Origin of the sequence: Paenibacillus sp. P32E, assembly GCF_001909085.1 — a bacterium.
Taxonomy (GTDB): Bacteria; Bacillota; Bacilli; order Paenibacillales; family Paenibacillaceae; genus Paenibacillus_AQ; species Paenibacillus_AQ helianthi.
The window spans coordinates 64,214-84,567 of the sequence record NZ_LVYY01000004.1 but is presented as its reverse complement, the minus strand read 5'-3'; the positions used below and the strand labels follow the sequence as shown (position 1 = coordinate 84,567).

Below are 20,354 nucleotides of genomic sequence, written 5' to 3'. Positions count from 1 at the left end.
AGGATACGATGACCGATGGGAGTACCTTGGGTAAACTAGAGACTTTTTGTAATAACTAAATACAAATTTCTAATGCTCGTTGAGCTGATCCTACGTCCATGTCTATAATATAAGTTAATGTGAACGCATTCATACTTATAAAAAGCGAGGCTGGTCGAAGTGAAAGACAATAACAGGATCATTGCTGCCGACAATAACGAAGGCCCTACGGCTCCTAAAGACCCGGTGGAGAATAGAAGCGGCTTTTTCATACTATTTGAAACAGCTATTGAGGCGACTGCCAGGGCCGAAGGCCGGCCTTCGCAGGAAATCTATCTGGACGGCAGCTATTTGATTGACAAGGCCAAATATATTGGCGGCGTTACGGATGAAGAGATGCTGGCTCTACTGGGCAGTTGGGCAGGATTTCGCAAATTAGTCCACAGTATCGGTGTCTCCGTCAAGGCGAACAGCGGGGAGGCAGCAGTTTCTTTTCTTCTGCAGAACTGGGGCAGAACGAGCAAGTATGAGACAGGCACCCGCCTGCTTGTTCCATGCCCGAATGACGGAACAGAAATGGTGCTCAGGCTGGAGGATATCGAGTGGGCAGAGGAGGATGACATCCCCGGCAAATTCGCCTTTGAGTTCAGCCACGAAGGCGAGCTGGCAACGGCAAGCATTATGTTCTATCTGAACGACGGATATACTGCGCCTGAGCTTATAGCCGAGCCGCCGGTTGCATACGGTTCCAAGGAATACCGGGACATGATCGCGAAGTCCTTCATGCATTCAGGAAATAATAAAAGATTGAAATCCGCCATAGATAAAGCATTACGGGGTGAGGATGTTACGATCGCTTTCATCGGAGGGTCCATTACTCAGGGTGCGGGGGCGAAGCCGATACATACCGAATGTTATGCCTATCAATCTTATGTAAGATTCAAGGAACTGTTCGGCCGGGACGGGGGAGAGAACATTCACTATGTAAAAGCCGGTGTAGGGGGTACACCCTCGGAACTTGGAGTGATCCGCTATGACAGGGACATTCTTAGAGACGGCGCCGTAATGCCGGACATCGTGGTGGTTGAATTTGCAGTCAATGACGAGGGGGATGAAACGAAGGGCAATTGCTACGAAAGCCTCTGCCTGAAAATTCTTTCTGCGCGTAACCAGCCTGCCGTAATTCTGCTGTTCAGCGTGTTTGTGAATGACTGGAACCTGCAGGAACGGCTTTCACCTGTAGGCCTGCACTATAATCTTCCCATGGTGAGCGTAAAGGACGCGGTGACCGGGCAGTTCCGCCTGAGCAAGGTTGAGGGCAACATCATATCGAAACGGCAATTTTTCTATGACATCTACCATCCTACTAATGATGGTCACCGGGTCATGGCGGATTGTCTCGCCTACTTGTTCTCTGAAACCTATAAATCGGATATGGACGATGAGGATATCACGTTGGATCAACAGCCGGTTCTCGGGAATGATTTTGCCGGGACCCGTTTGCTGGACCGCAAGAGCCACACAGGCGCTGTCATCGAAGCGGGTGGATTTACGGGTACGGATACAGAACTGCAGATGGTCGAAATGGATCTGAGCCCGGTTGGGACTCCCGAATTCCCCTATAACTGGATGCATACGGCAGCGTCCGGGCCGGACAGCTTCAAGCTGAGTATAACCAGTAGAAACCTTATCCTGGTATACAAGGATTCGGGCAGCTCCGAGTTCGGTAAAGCGGAGATTTTCGTAGATGGCAAGCTGGCAGTCACCGCTGATCCGCATGAGAACAACTGGACACACTGCAATCCGGTGATTCTCTATCAGAATGAGCATAGCCAGGAGCATGTAATCGAAATCCAAATGGCGCCTGAAGATCAGGATAAATGCTTTACTATTCTGGGTTTTGGATATAACGCTTAGACCTCCCTCAATGGGGAGTCAACCAACGGTAAACCCTTAAATAAATTCCTTTTCCCGGTGGTCATTCTGCTGGGGAAGGGAATTTTTTATTACCAGCTTACTAGGATTATGAACGGGGGCAAACTATCGATTCCGTAATTTTATCAGATATGCTATAATTTCCCTGCCTCTATTCTATCTATATAATAGGAGATGATCCATTTAATGTTTGCCATCCCGACCAATCGCCTTGTACTGCCTGCTGTCCAATCTATCCTTATTGAAATGACATCCATGCAGCAACGGGGAATCGATCCGGAAGAGTTAATCATCCTAGATAATGGACCTTCCCATGTAGTGATAAAAAACAAGAAAGACATTATAGCACTTCAGAAGACCACTTCCATTCCGATCATTCACCATGATCTCAATGACCAATTAGAGTGGATTCGAGACCTCGCTGGGCATGGACAATGGGATCTCGCTGAATTAACCCGATTGCTCTATCCTCATCCGGAGGAAGTCGATTATGGTAAGGTTTTTAATATGCTCTATCTCGTTGCTGTCAGGTACGGGCGGAAGGTGATTCATCGCAGAGATTCGGATTGTTTTACCCCTCTGGGTGATGAGACCTTGTATCCCGTTTCGGGGGAAATGCAGTTTATCGGTAAAAAAGTTGCCGAGGTACTTCCTATGATGGATACCTGCGAGAGCCTTACTGATGAATTACTGCAAGAAGAAATCTGGATCGCAGGCAGCGATTACATCGGAGATTGGAATGTGACTCTGGAGCTGCTTCAGCAGCATAATACACAGACACTAAATGAATTTCTGACCCTATTAAGCATACCCGAAGCCCGGATACCTGCTTACATTGACGCCAAATACAGTGATGGCGAGCTGAACTTCCGCACTCGGCCGTTATTGATCACCTGTGAGCAGCTTCCCGATATCCCTGAGATTGTCCCCAATTATCCTGAATGCGGAAATATCGCGATGATGGAGATTTTTAAGTGGATTCCCAATTTTATCGGCTCCCGCTGTATCGGATTCGATTATCACACTTATATATTGGGCTCCCTGTTAAAAGTCCCCGCAGTCTATCATACCCAGCGGATTATTCATGCCCATGAATACACCCGTAAGCAGCAGGACGGGACCTTGAACTATTGGAAAGGCATCGCGAAGCTGGCGGATTACAATTTTTTCATAACGGAATTCCGCTGCAATTATTTGCATCGGCTAGCCCTTCCTGAAGAGAACGGTTTTCATATTCTCCGGGATACAGGACCCTCCACTTTGGTGAATCTGCTATCCGAATGCCAGATGAACTTGGACAGGAAGACAAGATTAGGCTTGGTTCATGACCTGGCACACAGAATTCTACTGCCCTCCGGGCTGGACGAATATCGCCAAGTTGCAGAGGAACTGGAACGTGGTGCAAGCCTTCTGATTGACGAACTCGATGATGATTATACTAGAAGCATTAAGCTGCAAAATATCTGGAGAGAGTTAATCCATCTTTCTGAGCAGATAGGAAGCGAATCCAGATGCAACGCATATTGAATCAACTACTAGCCGATTTAGCGGAATCTAGAGGTATCCCGGCATATCTGCCTGCCTTGGCTTGCACCTTTCTTATGGGTGTCGGTTTCTCCTTGACCATGACATTCATGCCATTGTTCGGAATGCAGCAAATTGGAATGAGCTCTTGGATGCTGGGGATATTTTTGACCGTCTCCTCTATGTTCGAGGTGGGGGTGTCCAGCTGGATCGGCAGGTTATCTGATAGACGGCTTAATCGAAAAACCATACTACTCGCCGCATCAGCAGCTGCAATCATCGGCTATTCTCTTTTTGCTGTTTTTGAGAATTATTACACTTTACTGATCGTATCCATTACATTCATTGCTCTGGCGACTTCTGTATTCCCGCAAATATTTGCCTATGTGAGGGATGCAGCCACTGCGGTGAACAAGGACGCAGCCATTGCGATATCTCTGCAAAGAACCTTATTTTCCCTTTCGTGGGTAGTAGGCCCCCTGCTTGCCCCCTTGTTGATCAGAAATCGGGATTATAGCGCGTTATTCCTATTTGTTGCGGGTCTATATGCTGTAATAGCATTGATTGTATTTGTATATCTGGTTAGATATGACCGTCCTTCCGTGACTGACACGGACCTAACTTTGGCGCGGACAAAGACTACCAAACAAACGGGACGCTGGCTGCTGTGGGTCTCCATCTCTGCCTTCATGATTTTCGAGACCAGTAATGCTATGTCAGGAATTGCCTTACCTTTGCTTACTACGGTTAATCTTCGCGCTACAGACCAAACCGTCGGTTGGCTGGTTGGGCTGGGCGCTCTGCTACAAATCCCGTTTATGCTTGGATTCGGTCTATTGGCTAAAAGGTACGGCAATACGTTCATTATGAAAGCCGCTGGTGTGTTTGGCGTTCTTTATTTTGTTGTATCGTCTGGAGCGGATACAACCTGGCAACTGGCAGCTTGCCAGATTCTGAATGCTGCCTACGTGTCTATTGTACTGGGCGTTGGCCTCAATTATTGTCAGGAGCTAATTCCAGAATCCCCTGGAACCGCGACAACAATGTATTCCAATGCTACAACCATCGGACTTATGCTTGGCGGATTCATGGCTGGGAGTATTGGGGAGTGGATGGGGAACCGCGCGATATTCATCGCCTGTGCCACCCTGGCTGGCCTTGGACTCGTGCTTATTAACAGCACAAGCTTACTAAGCAATAAGAAAGATTCCATGAAGCAGGCTGAAACGTTAACATAACCACTGACTAATCACGAAACCTGCAGGTATGAATACCGTACTACAGGGGTAATTAAGTAATAAGACCGCACTAAGCGGCCTATATAACCCTAGAGGAGGAAACATGATGCTAAAAAAAATTCTCGGCAAAGTCCTGCACTCCATGGAACACTCCCAACATGGAAGGCGAAGCAGATCTTCAAGCGGTCATAAAGAGAGGCCTGTGTACGGCAGACATTCTAGCAGTAATCACGGATACAAACGCCACTCATCTTCGGACGCGCACCATGGAGGAAATGGACATAAATATTATAAGAATCGCTACGGCAGCTCAAGCTAATCTTTGCCCGTTTGGGCACTGTTCCAAAATCACAAGGCGCCTTTCATCTTTTGGATGAAGGCGCCTTTTTGTGCGGAAATCAATATGACTGCAGACTCTCATGCAAAGCTTCGGCTTCACGGACAAAAACAGCTGTATCCGGGTAGGCTTCCTGTTCTCCGAGAAGCCGGGATACGATACGCAGCATTCCTGGCGACAAGTCCAGTTCTTCCCGCCAGCTCCGCTCTCTCCCTCCCGGTTCGGGTCTGTAACCGGAATACAGCATGAACAGCATGAATTGCCCGATATCATACAAATCCGAGGCAATAACCGGCGGCTTCCGTTTCGGTATCTCCTCCACCTTCGGGCTCCGCCTCTCCAGCACCGTATCCGCCTCTCCGATCCGCCTTGCCAACCCGAAATCAATCAAGTATACTTCTTCATTATTCTGGAGAATCACATTAGGAATCCGTAGATCAAGGTGAACATATCCTCGCGAATGGACATGGGCTACCAATTCCATCAGTCTCAGGGTTGTGGCCAGGCACTCCCGCTCCCCGTAGACCATGTGCTCATCGAAGATCAGATCCTCCAGCGTTTTACCCTCTATATAATCGGTCACCAGCCAGTTTGTACCCCTCTGCTCAAAGTAACCGCGGCACTTAGGAATATGGGGATGATTCATGGCCTGTAAGATATCCCGCTCCTTGGCCAGCATACTCCGTCCCACCGCTTTCTTGCTCGGTCTGGACTGCTTGACAGCTAGAAGAGCTCCATCCCTGGAGTCGAAGCACCGGTAAGTAAGCCCGTAGCTCCCTTCCCCTAATAGGGATTCTATCGTATACCATTCACCGATCCGGCTCCCTTCCGGAAGCGGGTAATCCCGCCAGGCCTGAACAAATCCTCGCCACCGTTCAAATACCATTACTCTTCCACCCCACATTCTCTATAGGCATATAGAACACTAGTAATGTTATTATCTCATAGATGACGATATTCAGCGGCTGATTGAAGCCATTTCTGCCAGGATACTTTCTCCTCTTCCAATGAATTTAAGCAAATAGATGGATGCGAATTAAAACTCAGAGATGATCGGATAGATTTGACTTCTCAGATTGAAGTCATAGTTCTGGTCCACAATACCTACCACATCGTTGCTATCATATAGCTCTACCATGAAACCCGCCATTTGTTCGGCAGTGTGGTACTTAGGCATGTTTGCTTTGTAATCAAATTCTTCAGCATCGATTGATTTCTTCACAAATTCTGTTTCAGTTATTGCGGGTGCTAACACTTTTGCTTTTAATTTCGCACCTTTAAGCTCCAGTTCTTTGGCAAGCCCTTCGGTGAAGGCACTGACATAATATTTAGATGCAGAATAAGCCACACTCCCCACAGCAATCGCATATCCGAGTGCCGATGATACGTTAATCAACTGAGTTCCTTCTACATCAGCATAATCCCGCACAAATAGTGTGGACAGGATCGTCAAGGATTCAATGTTAACACGAAGCATGGTTTCAACTTTGTCTAAATTCTGTTCTGCTACAAAAGAACCTTCACCAAGCCCGGCATTATTAATCCAGGTTTCAATTTGGTATTCCTTCAAAGTGTTATACAGTGTGTAGGCCTGCTCTGTATCCGACAGGTCACTTGTATGAACAATAACATCTACATTCGGATCCATAACCTGGATTGCTGATTTAAGCTCTTCTAATTTATCTAATCGTCTGGCTACCAAAATTAAGTTTTTACCGCGTGCAGCAAACGCCAAAGCTGTTTTATATCCAATTCCTGAGCTTGCCCCTGTGATCACTGTGTACTTCATCCTGATTCTCTCCCTTTTAATAAGTATTTTTAGATAATTGAAGAATGATCGTTCTACTTTAGTTAAAATAAAACGGTCACTCTAACTTGGTCTAGCATATCATTTCTAGAACGTTCAGTAAAGAATTATCTTTCCAGATATTCTCGCATTATTTTGCTTTCAGAATCATTTGACCCCAAGTATGTGTGATGAAATCCGGGGCGAACTTCATGGAAAAACGCATTACTTTAGTAAAACCTGCGTTCACGCGTAGTTTGTTTTTTTCCATCCCAGTAATACCAGCATTAACAAGCTTCGCCAATGGCAAAGAGATCATTTTATTCAGGAACCCTTCGTCATACGTGTCTGTGAGATTGGTTTCAGAAATAACAGGTGGACAAAGTTCCATCACATGAATCTTTTTTCCTTTGGCACGGATTTGCTCACGTAATGCATCACTGAACATGTGGACGCCAGCCTTCGTTGCAGAATAAGCCGGTGCGTTAGCAACTGTAATATTTGCAAGCAGTGAGCTCACATTAACAATCATGGCCTCCTGTTGTTTGGCTAACAGTGGCAACAAAGCCTTAGTGACATAGATGGTACCGTTCAAGTTCGTGTTAATTTCTGCGGCAAGATGCTCATAGGTGATATTTTCATCAAACAAGTCAAATTCGTGCATTATACCAGCATTATTAAAAACAATATCCAGTTTCGGATAGTGAATAGCGAGTTCTTGGGCAAGCTGATCAACGCTTATGGGATCACTAACGTCTGCCGCCAGCCCAATGAGTCCGGGATTGTTTTTTACTGCCTGGTCGATGCGCTCTTGTGAACGCCCCGTAATGATCACGGTATTTCCCATTTCAAGAAAACGTTTAGCAAAAGCAAAGCCAATCCCGGATGTCCCGCCTGTCACCAGTATCGTTCTATTTATTAAATTCATTGTTATCGTCTACTCTCCTTAGAATCGGATAATGACTTTTCCTTTGGGATGACCTGTAGCCACAAAATTTAGTGCTTCGTTAATATCTTCAATGTGGAATTCTGTGGGGTCCACCGCTGGGACAATCCCGTTATCTTCAATAATCTTCGTAATTATTTTTAACTGTTCGCCATCACTCCGTACAAAAATAAAATGATATTGAATGTTCTTTTTCTTCGCTTTGTAATCATACTTAGCCCCGGCAATGGCGAAGAGCTTTTGCTTCCAGCCTGACAAGCCTATATCTTCGGCAAAACGTTTGTTAGGACCCGTACGCAGAGAAAGAAGGCGACCGCCTGCTTTAATAATTGCAAGTTCATGATCAAATTCGCTTGGTCCCAAGGTATCCATCACATAATCCACATCACGAAGTTGTTCCCAGTAGTTCTCCGTCGTGTAATCAATATATTGGTCTGCTCCAGCCGCCATTGTCCGTTCACGAGCTTGCGGGTTTCCGCTGACGATGACCTTAAGCCCCATGCTTTTGGCGATAGGAATGGCCATTTGGCCAAATGAACCCGAACCCCCGGGGATAAACACGCTTTCGCCAGCTTTAGCAGCTAGTTCTTCATGTAATCCTTGATAGGCAGTCAAGCCTGTTAATGGCGCAGCAGCACCGGTCACAAAATCCAGATTAGCGGGTAAGTGCCCGATAGCATCTGCACGAATCGCCGCGTACTCAGCAAAAGCACCAATTTTGTGAAGTGGCAGGCGTGAATAAATGGCATCACCCACTTTATATTCATGGACGTTCTTACCGACCTTCTCAATAACACCCGTCAGCTCGTTACCAAGTACCAGTGGAAATTCATAATCCTGGATCAGCTTCACGCTTCCGGTAGCGATAAGCAATTCCAAATGATTAACTGCTGCTGCCTTCACCTTGACCAAAACTTCGTGATCACTTATTTCTGGAACTGGAATATCGTTGACTTCTACTATGAACTTTTTTGAATATTTGGTGATCTGTGCTGCTTTCATAATGGATGGCCTCCTTTGCCCTGAATAAAAAGTAACATTTATCGTATTTTGTAACTTGCACAACAAGCATAAATCCGCAGGTTACAAAAGTCAACAATTGTTACTGACTGTTGTATATGCTAAAATACAGACAGGTATATAAACGATGATTGAGGATTTTATTGATGAAGAAAGGGTTGGCAGCAGGATGGCTAAAATCACACAAGAGCTCATTATTGAAACAGCCGAGGCATTAATGGAGCGCACGGAAAAATCCGAAGTGACGCTCTCCCAAATTGCGGATGAATTAAGTATCACCCACGCAGCGCTCTATAAACATTATAAAAATAAGCAAGAGCTCTGGGCAGCCGTCTCTAAGAACTGGTTCAACCGGATGATTTCAGAACAAATCCAAATCGATATGACTCATTCGGCTAATCCTAAGGAATGGCTCCATGATTGGCTCTGGGCCTTTGCGAATGCCAAAAAACGCGCCTATAACGAGAATCCCAAGATGTTCGCCCTGAATACGCAATACGTTGATAGCAATCCACTGGTATTACGCGACGTTCTATGGGATTCCTACCAGATTATTGACGGCTTCATGGACTATCATGATCCCCACCTAGAAAGGGCGGAGGCGATTCTATCTGCATTTGCGGTATTTAGCCTCCCATCCTTCAAAGAATCCTGGAATTACCCAGACTACCAAGACAGATTCGAACGGATATGGAATTTGATCAAACAGGGGCTGTGAATCCAAAAAAACCGCTCTCTTATCGAAGAGAATTTGCAAAAATAAACACACCGGCAGAAAATGACGGTGTGTGTGAAGTAGTTCCTAAATGAACAATTAGATATTATTTGAAAGTGTTGGCGGCTTGCCCATCCAGCAGGATAATCAAGATAGCATTCCCTTCCGCATCATAGGCTGTTGATACCAGTTGTTTGGCTCTAAGCGCTTCCCCCGAGAGCGAATTCAACTTTATTGCAGATCCTTCCACAAGTTGCTTCGCTTCTGTATCGTAGTAATACTCCATATATTTCTCACTACTCTCAAACGCATATTTCTCTCCATATAACTCTTTAATCTTCGCTTTCGTCATGCCGGTTTCAGCCCCCCGGGCAGTTCTATATGTCCCCTGGGATTCTCTTTTCAGCGTTATGGCTACGGCCTTATCATCCCTGTAGAGCACGCTTACTCCAGACTCATATGTATACGAATTGGTAATCCCTACACTTCCGGTCCCTAGCACCTTCTCCGCATCCTTGCGGTGCATGCCGTAGCTGACCCTTTCTTTGCTGTTATCTACTTTGTAGATGGCCATATCCTGCTCCGAGAACGTATCCGGCTCCATCTTGGCGGCCTTGGAATTACTGGCCCCTGAACTACCGCTGCAACCTGCCAGTACAAAAAGTAGAAGAGTTGATGTCAATAAGATATAAAATCTTTTAAAACCCAATGATTTTCCTCCTCTGGTTTATTATTCAATTATATTAACACAGCGTAAGTTAACCAACCAAGCGTCTGACTACTATCGATCTTTTGTTGTTATCCCGAGCGCAGTTTGCGTAGTTGCCGAACATACTTTCCATGAATCCACTATTGTGGAAATAACATAAAAAAAGCCAGCCTCCTAGGAGACTAGCAAATTGGCCTTCATCCCGGTACGATTTCCTGGGGCAGTGTTTGGAATCAGCCATGTACCGGAGGTTATCGTTTGGCTTAGACGGCAATAGCCTTTAAGGTAGGCGAGACCAGTAGCTCGGCGCCGGTTGCCTTTTGAACGTCTTCCACCGATAGACCCGGCGCAATTTCACTCAGCATCAGCCCTTTGCCTGGAATCACATCGATGACAGCCATTTCGGTTACAATGGTTTTTACAACATTTACAGCAGTCAGGGGCAGCTTGCAATTTTTTAGTATTTTCGGTTCCCCATCTTTATTCACATGCTCCATGGCTATAATGACACGCTTGGCCCCGACCACCAAGTCCATAGCTCCCCCCATGCCCGGCACTTTTTTCCCTGGAATCATCCAGCTTGCAAGATTGCCGTTCTCATCAACCTCCAGGGCACCCAAAACGGTGATGTCCACATGCCCTCCACGGATGATGGAGAATGAAACCGCACTGTCAAAATAGCAAGCTCCTGTCATGGTTGTAACGTAACTTCCGCCAGAATCGATACAATCGATACTTTCTTGTACCTTTGTGGCTTTGGGTCCCACACCGAGGATTCCGTTCTCAGCCTGCAGCATAATATGAACATTATCGGGAATATAGTCTACCGCCATGGTAGGCATGCCAACCCCCAGGTTGACCACATCGCCGTCTTTGAATTCCTGGGCGATTCTTCTCACAATGAATTCTCGGTTATTCATGGGTATCCCCTACCTTTACAATGGCATCAATAAATATTCCAGGTACGTTAACATGATTGGGATCGATCTCCCCGAGCTTTACATATGCATCTGTCTCGGCTATTACATAATCTGCCGCCATAGCCATAACGAAATTGAAGTTGCGTGAAGAGCCGTTGATCACAAGATTCCCCGCTTCATCTGCCTTATGGGCTCTGATTAGCGCCACGTCTGCTTTGAGTGGCAGTTCGAGCAGATATTCCCTTCCGTCAATATCTATTTTCCTTTTGCCTTCCTCTACAATGGTACCTACACCTACAGGTGTTAAAACACCGCCCAGGCCCGCTCCTCCTGCACGTATTTTTTCTGCTAACGTGCCTTGCGGGAAGAGGCTCACCTCCGCTTCTTTGGTCATAAGGAGTCTTCCTGTTTCCGGATTGGAACCGATATAGGATGCATAAATCCGCTTGACTCTGCCGCTTTTTACAAGCTTATATATAGATAATTCCGTGGTACCCGTATCATTGGAAATAATGGAGAGATTATCGGCGGAGTGGGTCTCGACAAGCGCTCGTACCAACTGTTCCGGGTGGCCTCCGGCCAGAAAACCGCCGACCATCACCGTGTCTCCGTCTTTGACCTTCTTAACGGCGTCTTCTGCGGAGATTAATTTGTTATTCATGGTTTCTGACTCCTTGTATATTTTTTTTGAGAATATAAGAATTTTTTACTGGAGATAGTCATGAATGACTCTTGCATATGGCAGCGTTAAATCGGCAATAAAGTGTTTGCCGCCGATATACGCTTTAACTGGAAAATCTGCCACAGGAGCATTGACATGGGGGATCAGGCTTAATCGGGCCGGCCCTGACCAAGCGCCTTTTACGTTAATATTTTCGAGATTATACGCAACTAGCTGTGCAATTTTAGGGGTACCGTCAACATCGGGAATTAATTTTAAATTCACTTGGGTTTTTGCGATGGCTCTAGCCGTATCCTCTTCATCGAGAATGTTATGTTTGAAAGGCATGGTACCCATGGCCACCTGAACATGGTTATAATGCAAAGTACCGGTCAGCGTCTCCGTGCCTTCAACACTGAGGCGGGGATTCGCCCACTTTTTGGGAAACCCCCAAATTTCACGTCCTCCAAGAATAGCAGGCGCGTTATCCAAATACATTTGGGCAACAAAATTGCAGGATTCCCCATGAAAGGTACACGGGATAACAATACCGCTCTCCTCATAATTTCCTAAACCGGATGAATCAGGCATCTTGATCCATTCATAAGAAACGGTATTGCTTCCATCCGGCTGTAGAGGTTCCGGGACCGCCTGTCTGATCGCAGCGGGATCGGATTCATAAGTAATTATAAAAAATTCCCGGTCGATAAAGCGGTAGGGGGGACGCCCGTAACTGGAGCTGGCCGCAGGCATGGATTGCAGTGAAAGAACCTCTTTTGGATTCATAATTGATCTTAATCTCCCTTTCTGTTAGATATGTGTTAGATGAGTGCATTCTCAACCAGCATCGCGATTCCCATCCCTGTTCCGATGCATAAACTGGCTATGCCGTAACGCGAAGAGCTTCGTACCATTTCATGCACCAACGTAACCAATATCCTAGCTCCGCTTGCACCGACAGGATGTCCGATCGCAATTGCGCCGCCGTTGACATTCACCTTCTCCGGGTTGATCCCAAGCTCTTTCAATACCGCTAATGCTTGTGCAGCGAAGGCTTCATTAATCTCAAACAAATCGATGGCATCAAGAGGGATTCCCTGGTCCTTAAGAAGTGACGAAATGGCTCTCACCGGACCCATTCCCATGTATGCAGGGTCAACGCCAACAAGGGAATAACCCTTGATATAGGCTAACGGTTGTACCGCATGTTCCTTGCATTTGTCTTCCGACATAACAAGTACAGCCGCCGCTCCATCATTGATCCCCGAGGCATTTCCGGCAGTAACCGATCCGTTTTCCTTAAATGCAGGTTTTAAATTGGAAAGTTTTTCTTTGCTCACATCTCCTCTTACATGTTCGTCCTCTGAGAACCAAACACTCGCTTTTTTGGTTTTGGTCATAACGGGAACAATTTGCTCTGCAAAAACCTGCTTGTTTTTTGCTTCTATAGCCTTGATCTGGCTTCCATAGGCAAATTCATCCTGCTCAAGTCTTGAAATGTTATATTTCCCGGCAATGTTTTCCGCAGTAATCCCCATATGATATTTATTGATGGGACACGTAAGGCCGTCGGTTACTACAGTGTCTATCAATTCACTATTGCCAAGCTTGTAGCCATTTCGTGCATTCCTTAGCACATAAGGGGCGTTCGACATGCTCTCCATACCTCCAGCCAAGAGGACGCTGCCTTGTTCTGCCAAAATAGAGTTGTAAGCTAAAGCGACGGCATGAAGCCCTGAACCGCAAACTGTGTTTATTGTTGATGCAGGCACATCAATGGGGATGCCAGCTTTTAGTGCCGCCTGTCTGGCAGGATTTTGGCCAATACCCGCTTGTAGGACATTTCCCAAATAAATTTGATCAATCAATCCAGGCTCTAATTGGCTTTGCTGAAGGCAGGCAGTCATCACGTTTGCTCCCAATTCTGTAGCGCTTAATGTTGAAAGTCCGTTGTTAAAAGAACCCACAGCTGTTCTTAATGGGCTTACTAATGCAACTTTTTTCACAAAACCTCACATTCCTTTCCATTGGTTTAAGAAACCATACTTACATGCGGGTATATATCACGGTGTATGAGAGAGTGAGCGTTACGGTTTGATCACCTTCCTCCTTCATCCTTCCTCCGTCCTTTTATTTGGAATTTTTTAACACATTTATCGTAAATCTAATATTCATTTTACTCAATGTTCAAATAAATACATAAATTCCCATATCAATATGTATGAGGCCTTGTATACTCACATAATGTAATTGTTCTACCATTTCCTTTGAATTTCTGGTTATTAATGGTTATTTCTGATTGTTTCTGAAAAAATGTATGAAAAGAGACAAAAAAGTTCACATCGATAAGCGCTCCGGCAGTTCATCTGGGCTGGAGGCATCCTCGATCCTCCGCTGCATAATCTTGCCTGTTTTGTCCATGTATACGCTTTCAATGGTTTGGCCAACGCTCATTCTCATGTGATCGCTCCTCATGAAATAAGAGCCGTGCTTCAAGCTCGGCTCTTACCTGCAATATCTTTAGTTCAGTCTTCCTGTTCCAAGCGCTCAGAATACTCGCTTCTTATCCCTCTCCTCAATTAAGATCTGCACTGACTCCTTGAACCGGAGCGCATGCACAATCTCCCGCTCCCGCAGGAACTTCAGGCTGTCCTGTAAGTCCACATCATCGGTCATGTCGATCAGCCACTGGTATGTAGCCCGGGCCTTCTCTTCGGCGGCAATGTCTTCGTAGAGATCGGCAAGCGGATCTCCTTTGGCCTGGATATACGTTGCTGTCCACGGGACCCCTGCTGCATTCTGGTAGAACAGCGCATGATCCCGTGTCGCATAGTTCGGACCCAGTCCGGCGGCTTCCAGTTGATCTATGGTGGCATCCTTGGTCAGCTTGTAGATCATTGTTGCGATCATCTCAAGGTGGGCAAACTCTTCGGTTGAAATATCCGTCAACACGCCTATCACTTTGTCCGGAATGGCATACCGCTGATTCATATATCGCAGCGCAGCCGCCAGTTCCCCGTCCGCTCCCCCGTACTGCTCCATTAGATAACGCGCCATCCGTACGTCGCATTTGCCGACACGTACCGGATATTGCAGCTTTTTCTCATATATCCACATTTGGGAACTATCCCTCCTCAAAGTTTTGTGAGCATATGCCTCCTTCAATCCGCTTCGTACAAAACTCACTCCGGAAGCATACGCTTAGTTGTGTGAGCATAGCGTCAAGCCAGCTAGACCTGCCAGGGCCAGGGGGTCTGGTTCCATTCCCATGGACATTTCGAATAGGCACGGCCGAAGTTCTGCAGCGGACCATACAGCTCCTGGAACTGGTTCGCCAGCCGGGTGCGCTCCTGGGTCAGCTGGTTGAACTGCTCGATTGCTTTTAAATCCTCAGGATGAGTATTCAGATACAAATTCAGCTCCACCAATGCAAAATCGAGAACCTGAAGTTGCTCCAGCATCTCATAGTAACGGGGATCGCAAGGACTTGCTTCCATGTCTACTTGCCTCCTTTGCTCTTGGATTCATATGGACTGAATAGGGCAGGCCACAGCGTACCCGCTTTTAGAGCTTCGGGTAAGGTAAACTGCGGCAAGTTAGGCGGCTGGAAATTGATAAATTGATTCGGGGGAACTACGTACGTCTTGAATGGCACCGGCGGGCAAGGATCAAACGGGCCCCGGTACGGTGTCCATACACGCTCCTGGGAATTCATACTTTTCTCCTCCTCTGTTTACTTTCAGCTTCTTACCGGAGTAAACACAGTACTTTGTAATAAATCTATGACCCATAGCCAGCCAGTAGACCAAGGAAAGTTCTTATCCGCTCAACCGAAACGGCCATCAGATATAGACTTACGCAAAAAAGTGTCCCAAGAACCGCTATACGGTCCTTGGGACACTTTGCCCACACTGCTATCCACTTCATTTTTTATAAGCTCTACAGATCCCTCATATTCCAATAGACCTGTTCTCCATTGGCCTTGACATCCAGTCTGTGGCTGCCACAGATCAATGTAAGGGTTACCGTCTGCTCCGTACGATTCAGATCCAACTGTTCAAGCCGCCACTCTTCTCCATCTGCCGGGAGCCTCAAATCTTGAGGTAGCACGACCGCCGCTATTCCCGAGTTTTCCCCGGTCACCAGCTTGGCAACAAGGCTCACACTCTCCTGCTTAGAGCCGTAAATCTCCGATACCCAGCTGGGTACCAGCTCTATCTGCGGATGCTCCGGCTGTGAGTCCTGCCCACAGGCTGCCCAACAGATCTGCATGCTAAGCGCATTGGCGGGATAATCAATTTTCACCGCCGGATAAAGCTTTTCGTTCACAGTCCCTGAGACTGCCGCATCCGGGTGAAGCTGAAAACGCTGTTCCACCTCATGTCTTCCCTCGCCTTCCAGCCAGTCGATAATCAGCAGCAGAGTTACGCTTTTCCCCATCAGCAGCCACCGGCGGTGCAGCAGCGGCTGCTCCAGCCGCATATAGCCATTATGCGAGGCATCGATGAAGTCATAATCCTCTTTTTGTGGTTATAAGAATGAAGAAAGCTGTCTCAGTCATAGAAATCTACTTATGGGACAGCCCCGTACTTCCAGTCAGAACACTCATGGCTTACAACAGGCCTTTACCTGGACTGGGTATTTCGCCTATTACAGGCCTTCCTCATCTTCCCCAGCCTCATCGTCATCCACTGCCAACGGTGTTTCCCGGTGGATGTTGATTCTGGTAATCCGCAGACGCGTAGATTCTTCCACCTCAAAGATGACATCTCCAACGATTACCCGCTTGCCTTTGGATGGATTCCCTTCCAGCTCCTTAAACAGCCAGCCCCCGATCGAATCCACTTCGTCGTCTTCAATCACTACACCGGTGAGGTCGTTTACATCCTCGATCAGCATCCGGCCCTCAACAGAAATGTAATCTCCGTTGCGTTCCACACTTGGACGTTCATCCTCGAACTCGTCATGCAGGTCACCTACGATCTCTTCAAGGATTTCTTCGGCTGTGAGCAGTCCGGCTGTCCCGCCATATTCGTCCACCACCAGCGTAAGCTGGGCCTTGTTCTTCTGCATAAGCCGCAGCACATGGCTGATCTCCATGGATTCCGGCACATTAAGGATAGGGCGGACCAGCGATGCCAGATCATTCTGCTGCGCAGCCTCTGCAAATAGCAGGTCGGTGATATGAATGAAGCCGATGATCCGGTCCTTGTCCTCAAAAGCCACGGGATAGCGGGAATGCTTCGTTTCTGTAATAATCCGCATATTTTCTTCCAAAGAAAGATTGCTGTATAACACATCCATATCCGTACGCGGGAGCATGACCTCACGGGCCAGCAGGTCGGAGAATTCAAAGATGTTGTCCATCAGCTTCATCTCATCCTTATCGATGACCCCGCTTTTGGCACTTTGATTCATCAGGATACGGATTTCTTCTTCCGAGTGGGCCGCCTCTGCCTCACTAGCCGGCTCTACGCCTACCAGCCTCAGGAGCGCATTGGCCGATGCGTTCAGCACCCAGATAAACGGCAGAAACACATTATAGAAGAACATCAGCGGCGCGGACAGCAGCAGCGCAGAGCCTTCTGTTTTTTGAATGGCCAGGGACTTCGGTGCAAGCTCCCCCAGCACAATATGTAAAAACGTAATGATCGAGAATCCGACAATCACGGACACTGTGGAGATCAGAGTATGGTCAGTAACCCCAATCTGAACCATCAGCGGCTCGACGAGCAATTCAGAAATGGCCGGTTCCCCGACCCAACCGAGCCCCAGCGAGGCGAGTGTAATCCCGAACTGGGTAGCCGACAGATAGGAGTCCAGTTTTTTGTTAACCTTCAGCGCATACCCGGCCATCTTGTTGCCTTCACTGACCAGCTGCGTAAGGCGCGACTGCCTCACCTTCACAAGCGAGAACTCTGCTGCCACAAAGATGCCGTTCAACAATACGAGCACCAGAACCAGCAAAAGATTAAGCAGCAATCTCCCTACTTCAAATTCCGCATGCACTATAACAACGCCTCATTTCTACAGAGTGATCGCTTTTCTTGTTTTGAAATCAACCTTCGGATAATACATATCAGCTACGAGAAGATTGGGACCACAGCAGCCGGCTTCATCACAGTGGCAGTTCACCTTCTGATTCATCGGATGCTTCATCTGCCACTCGGCAAAGATATCATCCAGTTTGCCGCTGCCAATGTTACCGAAGGCGGATATATCGGCAAAATCCGTCACAAACACATCCCCTGTGAACAAATTGACATTCACCCGGTTTCTGCCGTCCGGATCATTGCGGAGGGTAACGTTTTTCTCCTCACGCAACCGGCGGAGAAGCTTCTGGTCTTCTTCCAGAAAGCTGCAGGCAAAGAAAGGAAGTGTGCCGAACAGCATCCACATTTCCGGATTGCGGTGGTCCAGCAGATCATGGATCGCTGCTCCCATTTCCTTCAGGGACAGCACAGGGAGCTTCGATGCAAAACTGGACGCATACATCGGATGCACCTCATGCCGTTTTGCCCCCATATCACCAATCAGCTTATGAATGGCCGGCAGCTTGTTATGCGTCCGGTAATTGATCATTGATTCCGCTGATATCAGCATACCGTCATTACTGAGCCGGCGGGAATTTTCCAGCATCGTATCATAGAGCCGGTAAGCCGCTTCCTTAGAAACCGGATGGCCGCTGTTCGCGAAGCCCACCTCATGGAAGTCATCTCCATTCACATAGTTGAAAGAGATATGCATGACATCCAAGTACGGCAGCAGCTGCTCATACCGGGAGTAAGGCATAGTGAGATTGGAATTGATCTGTGAACGGACGCCCCGTTCACGGGCATATTTGAGCAGCGGCACGATGGTATTCTCCACAGTACTGGCACGGAACATCGGCTCGCCGCCTGTAATACTGATCGTCTGCAGATGTTCAACCTCTTCCAGACGATCCAGCATATTTTTTAAAGGCAGCATTTCTCCTTCTCTGGTGGTCAAGCTGTCGCCAACCGCGCAGTGCTCACAGCGCATGTTGCACAGATTGGTAACCGTCATCTCCACACTGGTCAGCACATGACGCCCATGCTGGCGGAGTGAAGTGATCGGGTCCCAGGGATCGTAGCTTGGCGACAGCTCCCGTATTGGTGATGAAGATGGCTCTAATATACTCATTTTCATGGTACTCCTTCGATACGTATTCCTTATTATTAACCCAAAAGAAGTGAAAAAGAACGGTAACTTACCCTATATCATACCACGACTTTGCAAAAAACTGCAGAAAGGGCTTAACACAAGCCGCTTATGCCGCCCATCTGTAAAATAAAAAAGCGGGACGGCAACGATGCTCCGCACTCCTGCGGCATGCCCGTTTCCCGTCCTCGCTTCGAACCGGGGCTCAGGTGGTTCTCACCACAACCCCGTCTTCATCGGTCACATCCACAATTACTACAGAAAGCTTGCTGCCCAAATCAAGCTCAAACGGAACGACTGGTTCGCCTTCAGGTCCGTTCAGCACACGCACAACCGGTCTGTGCGGCGTTGACGGGTCTATTTTGACTACGACACCGCTCTCCCCCGTACTAAGCTTGACGGTTAATCCAAGCGGATAGATGGCCACACGGTCTCTGAACAGCTCCAGCTGCTTCTGTTCATACAGTGTTCCTGAACCGACATACAGCGCTTCTACCGCCTGATGCGGCAACATAGCCTTCTTGTAGATCCGGTTCGAGGTCATCGCATCGTAGGAGTCTGCAACGCCCAGCCACTTGGCATATTCATGAATTTGCGGACCGGTCAGGCCGCGCGGATACCCCGAGCCATCGATGCGCTCATGGTGCTGCAGTGCGCAGTGCGCTGCAAGCAGCGGGATATTCGGCTCTTCCTTAAGGATCCGGTAACCGATTTCTGTATGAGCCTGCATATGGCGAAACTCCTCGTCGCTGAGCATGCCGGGCTTCTGCACGATTTTGACGGGAATTTGCGTTTTACCGATATCATGCAGCAGCGCGCCCAGTCCGATTACCCGCAGCTCTTCCCTGCTGTAGCCGTAAGCAATACCAAGCACCAGCGTATACAGGCATACATTCAGAGAGTGAGCATACAGGTAGTTGTCGGCTGTGTGCATATCAAGGAGCATGATCATGGGATCTTCCTGCGTAGCCAAATCATCCAGAATAGAATCCATCACCTTAGAGAATTTCTTATCCAGATGATAAAAGCCCTTAGTAATTCCGGATGCTCCTGACATCTGCTGGAACTGGTTCCTGACGACTTTGAGCGCCTGATTGCGTGTCTCGTCCTGCAGCATGCCGGTAATCTCAACATCTTCCGTGAGGGAATCCTCTATATAGATATAGCCGATGTCAATCTTGGCCAGACGCTTGATCAATGCATCAGTAAGCTCTACTCCATCCGATAGGAGAACCAGCCCTTCATCATTATATATTTTTTTACCCAGCTTCATTCCCGCCTGAAGCCGATTCACGGATACTAGACGCACCTTGGCTCACTCCTGCCTTTAACGGTAAATTGCTATACTGTTTCAAATCCCCAGGTGACCTCTGTGTGTATACCGTTACCTTGAGTGATTAGT

General features: G+C 47.5%; 20 protein-coding genes and 1 pseudogene. 4 read left to right on the top strand and 17 right to left on the bottom strand.

Going from position 1 to position 20,354, the window contains the following annotated elements; translation table 11 throughout:
• Window positions 1-159: 159 nt before the first annotated feature.
• The 3 genes from A3848_RS05340 to A3848_RS05330 all read left to right on the top strand — a co-directional run bounded on the left by A3848_RS05340 (window position 160) and on the right by A3848_RS05330 (window position 4,676).
• The gene (locus tag A3848_RS05340) at window positions 160-1,896 is read left to right on the top strand and encodes an SGNH/GDSL hydrolase family protein (protein WP_083611927.1); all 1,737 of its coding nucleotides are present in this window, start codon (window positions 160-162) and stop codon (window positions 1,894-1,896) included.
• Between the two features lie 204 nt (window positions 1,897-2,100).
• Entirely contained in the window at window positions 2,101-3,441 is a 1,341-nt protein-coding gene (locus A3848_RS05335; RefSeq protein ID WP_074083929.1) for a DUF6271 family protein, read from the top strand.
• Window positions 3,426-4,676 carry a sugar efflux transporter gene (locus tag A3848_RS05330; RefSeq protein ID WP_074083928.1) on the top strand — a complete coding sequence of 417 codons (1,251 nt, stop codon included), beginning with the start codon at window positions 3,426-3,428 and terminating at the stop codon, window positions 4,674-4,676. Before A3848_RS05335 ends, A3848_RS05330 begins: the two co-directional genes overlap by 16 nt.
• Before the next feature lie 398 nt (window positions 4,677-5,074).
• Here the strand turns inward: A3848_RS05330 and A3848_RS05320 are convergent, their stop codons facing one another.
• From A3848_RS05320 to A3848_RS05305, 4 genes are all read right to left on the bottom strand, one after another.
• Complete coding sequence (locus A3848_RS05320) at window positions 5,075-5,899, bottom strand: serine/threonine protein kinase (RefSeq protein ID WP_074083926.1); 825 nt, start codon at window positions 5,897-5,899, stop codon at window positions 5,075-5,077.
• Between the two features lie 150 nt (window positions 5,900-6,049).
• On the bottom strand, window positions 6,050-6,802 hold the full coding sequence (locus tag A3848_RS05315) for an SDR family NAD(P)-dependent oxidoreductase (RefSeq protein ID WP_074083925.1): 753 nt from the start codon (window positions 6,800-6,802) through the stop codon (window positions 6,050-6,052).
• 148 nt (window positions 6,803-6,950) lie between these two features.
• The gene (locus tag A3848_RS05310) at window positions 6,951-7,727 is read right to left on the bottom strand and encodes an SDR family oxidoreductase (RefSeq protein ID WP_074083924.1); all 777 of its coding nucleotides are present in this window, start codon (window positions 7,725-7,727) and stop codon (window positions 6,951-6,953) included.
• Between the two features lie 18 nt (window positions 7,728-7,745).
• Window positions 7,746-8,747 (bottom strand): NADP-dependent oxidoreductase, encoded by a 1,002-nt coding sequence (locus A3848_RS05305; protein WP_074083923.1) that lies wholly within the window; start codon window positions 8,745-8,747, stop codon window positions 7,746-7,748.
• A 145-nt stretch (window positions 8,748-8,892) separates the two neighbouring features.
• Here A3848_RS05305 and A3848_RS05300 point away from each other — a divergent pair, with 145 nt between their 5' ends.
• The gene (locus A3848_RS05300; protein WP_208619411.1) at window positions 8,893-9,483 is read left to right on the top strand and encodes a TetR/AcrR family transcriptional regulator; all 591 of its coding nucleotides are present in this window, start codon (window positions 8,893-8,895) and stop codon (window positions 9,481-9,483) included.
• A gap of 103 nt (window positions 9,484-9,586) precedes the next feature.
• Here A3848_RS05300 and A3848_RS05295 read toward each other — a convergent pair whose 3' ends face one another.
• The 13 genes and pseudogenes from A3848_RS05295 to A3848_RS05240 form a co-directional block, all read right to left on the bottom strand.
• Window positions 9,587-10,189, bottom strand: a complete 603-nt coding sequence (locus tag A3848_RS05295; RefSeq protein ID WP_074083922.1) for a hypothetical protein — start codon at window positions 10,187-10,189, stop codon at window positions 9,587-9,589.
• A 263-nt stretch (window positions 10,190-10,452) separates the two neighbouring features.
• On the bottom strand, window positions 10,453-11,109 hold the full coding sequence (locus A3848_RS05290; RefSeq protein ID WP_074083921.1) for a 3-oxoacid CoA-transferase subunit B: 657 nt from the start codon (window positions 11,107-11,109) through the stop codon (window positions 10,453-10,455).
• On the bottom strand, window positions 11,102-11,770 hold the full coding sequence (locus A3848_RS05285; RefSeq protein ID WP_074083920.1) for a CoA transferase subunit A: 669 nt from the start codon (window positions 11,768-11,770) through the stop codon (window positions 11,102-11,104). Before A3848_RS05285 ends, A3848_RS05290 begins: the two co-directional genes overlap by 8 nt.
• Before the next feature lie 45 nt (window positions 11,771-11,815).
• Complete coding sequence (locus tag A3848_RS05280) at window positions 11,816-12,556, bottom strand: acetoacetate decarboxylase (protein WP_074083919.1); 741 nt, start codon at window positions 12,554-12,556, stop codon at window positions 11,816-11,818.
• 35 nt (window positions 12,557-12,591) lie between these two features.
• Entirely contained in the window at window positions 12,592-13,776 is a 1,185-nt protein-coding gene (locus A3848_RS05275; RefSeq protein ID WP_074083918.1) for an acetyl-CoA C-acetyltransferase, read from the bottom strand.
• A gap of 331 nt (window positions 13,777-14,107) precedes the next feature.
• Window positions 14,108-14,230, bottom strand: coding sequence for a hypothetical protein (locus A3848_RS32790; RefSeq protein ID WP_256702163.1), 123 nt, complete (start codon window positions 14,228-14,230; stop codon window positions 14,108-14,110).
• Between the two features lie 87 nt (window positions 14,231-14,317).
• A complete protein-coding gene (locus A3848_RS05270; RefSeq protein WP_074083917.1) occupies window positions 14,318-14,887 on the bottom strand; it encodes a manganese catalase family protein in 570 nt (189 codons plus the stop codon).
• Window positions 14,888-15,000: 113 nt separating this feature from the next.
• The gene (locus A3848_RS05265) at window positions 15,001-15,267 is read right to left on the bottom strand and encodes a spore coat protein CotJB (RefSeq protein ID WP_074083916.1); all 267 of its coding nucleotides are present in this window, start codon (window positions 15,265-15,267) and stop codon (window positions 15,001-15,003) included.
• A 2-nt stretch (window positions 15,268-15,269) separates the two neighbouring features.
• Complete coding sequence (locus A3848_RS05260; RefSeq protein WP_074083915.1) at window positions 15,270-15,485, bottom strand: spore coat associated protein CotJA; 216 nt, start codon at window positions 15,483-15,485, stop codon at window positions 15,270-15,272.
• Window positions 15,486-15,709: 224 nt separating this feature from the next.
• Window positions 15,710-16,279, bottom strand: a pseudogene (locus A3848_RS05255) (heparinase II/III domain-containing protein); the annotation flags it as partial.
• 141 nt (window positions 16,280-16,420) lie between these two features.
• On the bottom strand, window positions 16,421-17,779 hold the full coding sequence (locus A3848_RS05250) for a hemolysin family protein (RefSeq protein ID WP_074083913.1): 1,359 nt from the start codon (window positions 17,777-17,779) through the stop codon (window positions 16,421-16,423).
• 18 nt (window positions 17,780-17,797) lie between these two features.
• Complete coding sequence (gene yfkAB / locus A3848_RS05245; RefSeq protein WP_074083912.1) at window positions 17,798-18,934, bottom strand: radical SAM/CxCxxxxC motif protein YfkAB; 1,137 nt, start codon at window positions 18,932-18,934, stop codon at window positions 17,798-17,800.
• Window positions 18,935-19,157: 223 nt separating this feature from the next.
• Entirely contained in the window at window positions 19,158-20,261 is a 1,104-nt protein-coding gene (locus tag A3848_RS05240; protein ID WP_074083911.1) for an HD-GYP domain-containing protein, read from the bottom strand.
• Window positions 20,262-20,354 lie beyond the last annotated feature (93 nt).

Bases quoted from the DNA above. Each gene is read 5' to 3' on its own strand.
- A3848_RS05270 (WP_074083917.1), bottom strand. From the start codon at position 14,887: ATGTGGATATATGAGAAAAAGCTGCAATATCCGGTACGTGTCGGCAAA.
- A3848_RS05265 (WP_074083916.1), bottom strand. From the start codon at position 15,267: ATGGAAGCAAGTCCTTGCGATCCCCGTTACTATGAGATGCTGGAGCAA.
- A3848_RS05260 (WP_074083915.1), bottom strand. From the start codon at position 15,485: ATGAATTCCCAGGAGCGTGTATGGACACCGTACCGGGGCCCGTTTGAT.
- A3848_RS05335 (WP_074083929.1), top strand. From the start codon at position 2,101: ATGTTTGCCATCCCGACCAATCGCCTTGTACTGCCTGCTGTCCAATCT.
- A3848_RS05305 (WP_074083923.1), bottom strand. From the start codon at position 8,747: ATGAAAGCAGCACAGATCACCAAATATTCAAAAAAGTTCATAGTAGAA.
- A3848_RS05285 (WP_074083920.1), bottom strand. From the start codon at position 11,770: ATGAATAACAAATTAATCTCCGCAGAAGACGCCGTTAAGAAGGTCAAA.
- A3848_RS05315 (WP_074083925.1), bottom strand. From the start codon at position 6,802: ATGAAGTACACAGTGATCACAGGGGCAAGCTCAGGAATTGGATATAAA.
- A3848_RS05330 (WP_074083928.1), top strand. From the start codon at position 3,426: ATGCAACGCATATTGAATCAACTACTAGCCGATTTAGCGGAATCTAGA.
- A3848_RS05310 (WP_074083924.1), bottom strand. From the start codon at position 7,727: ATGAATTTAATAAATAGAACGATACTGGTGACAGGCGGGACATCCGGG.
- A3848_RS05290 (WP_074083921.1), bottom strand. From the start codon at position 11,109: ATGAATAACCGAGAATTCATTGTGAGAAGAATCGCCCAGGAATTCAAA.
- A3848_RS05320 (WP_074083926.1), bottom strand. From the start codon at position 5,899: ATGGTATTTGAACGGTGGCGAGGATTTGTTCAGGCCTGGCGGGATTAC.
- yfkAB (WP_074083912.1), bottom strand. From the start codon at position 18,934: ATGAGTATATTAGAGCCATCTTCATCACCAATACGGGAGCTGTCGCCA.
- A3848_RS05300 (WP_208619411.1), top strand. From the start codon at position 8,893: ATGATTGAGGATTTTATTGATGAAGAAAGGGTTGGCAGCAGGATGGCT.
- A3848_RS05280 (WP_074083919.1), bottom strand. From the start codon at position 12,556: ATGAATCCAAAAGAGGTTCTTTCACTGCAATCCATGCCTGCGGCCAGC.
- A3848_RS32790 (WP_256702163.1), bottom strand. From the start codon at position 14,230: ATGAGAATGAGCGTTGGCCAAACCATTGAAAGCGTATACATGGACAAA.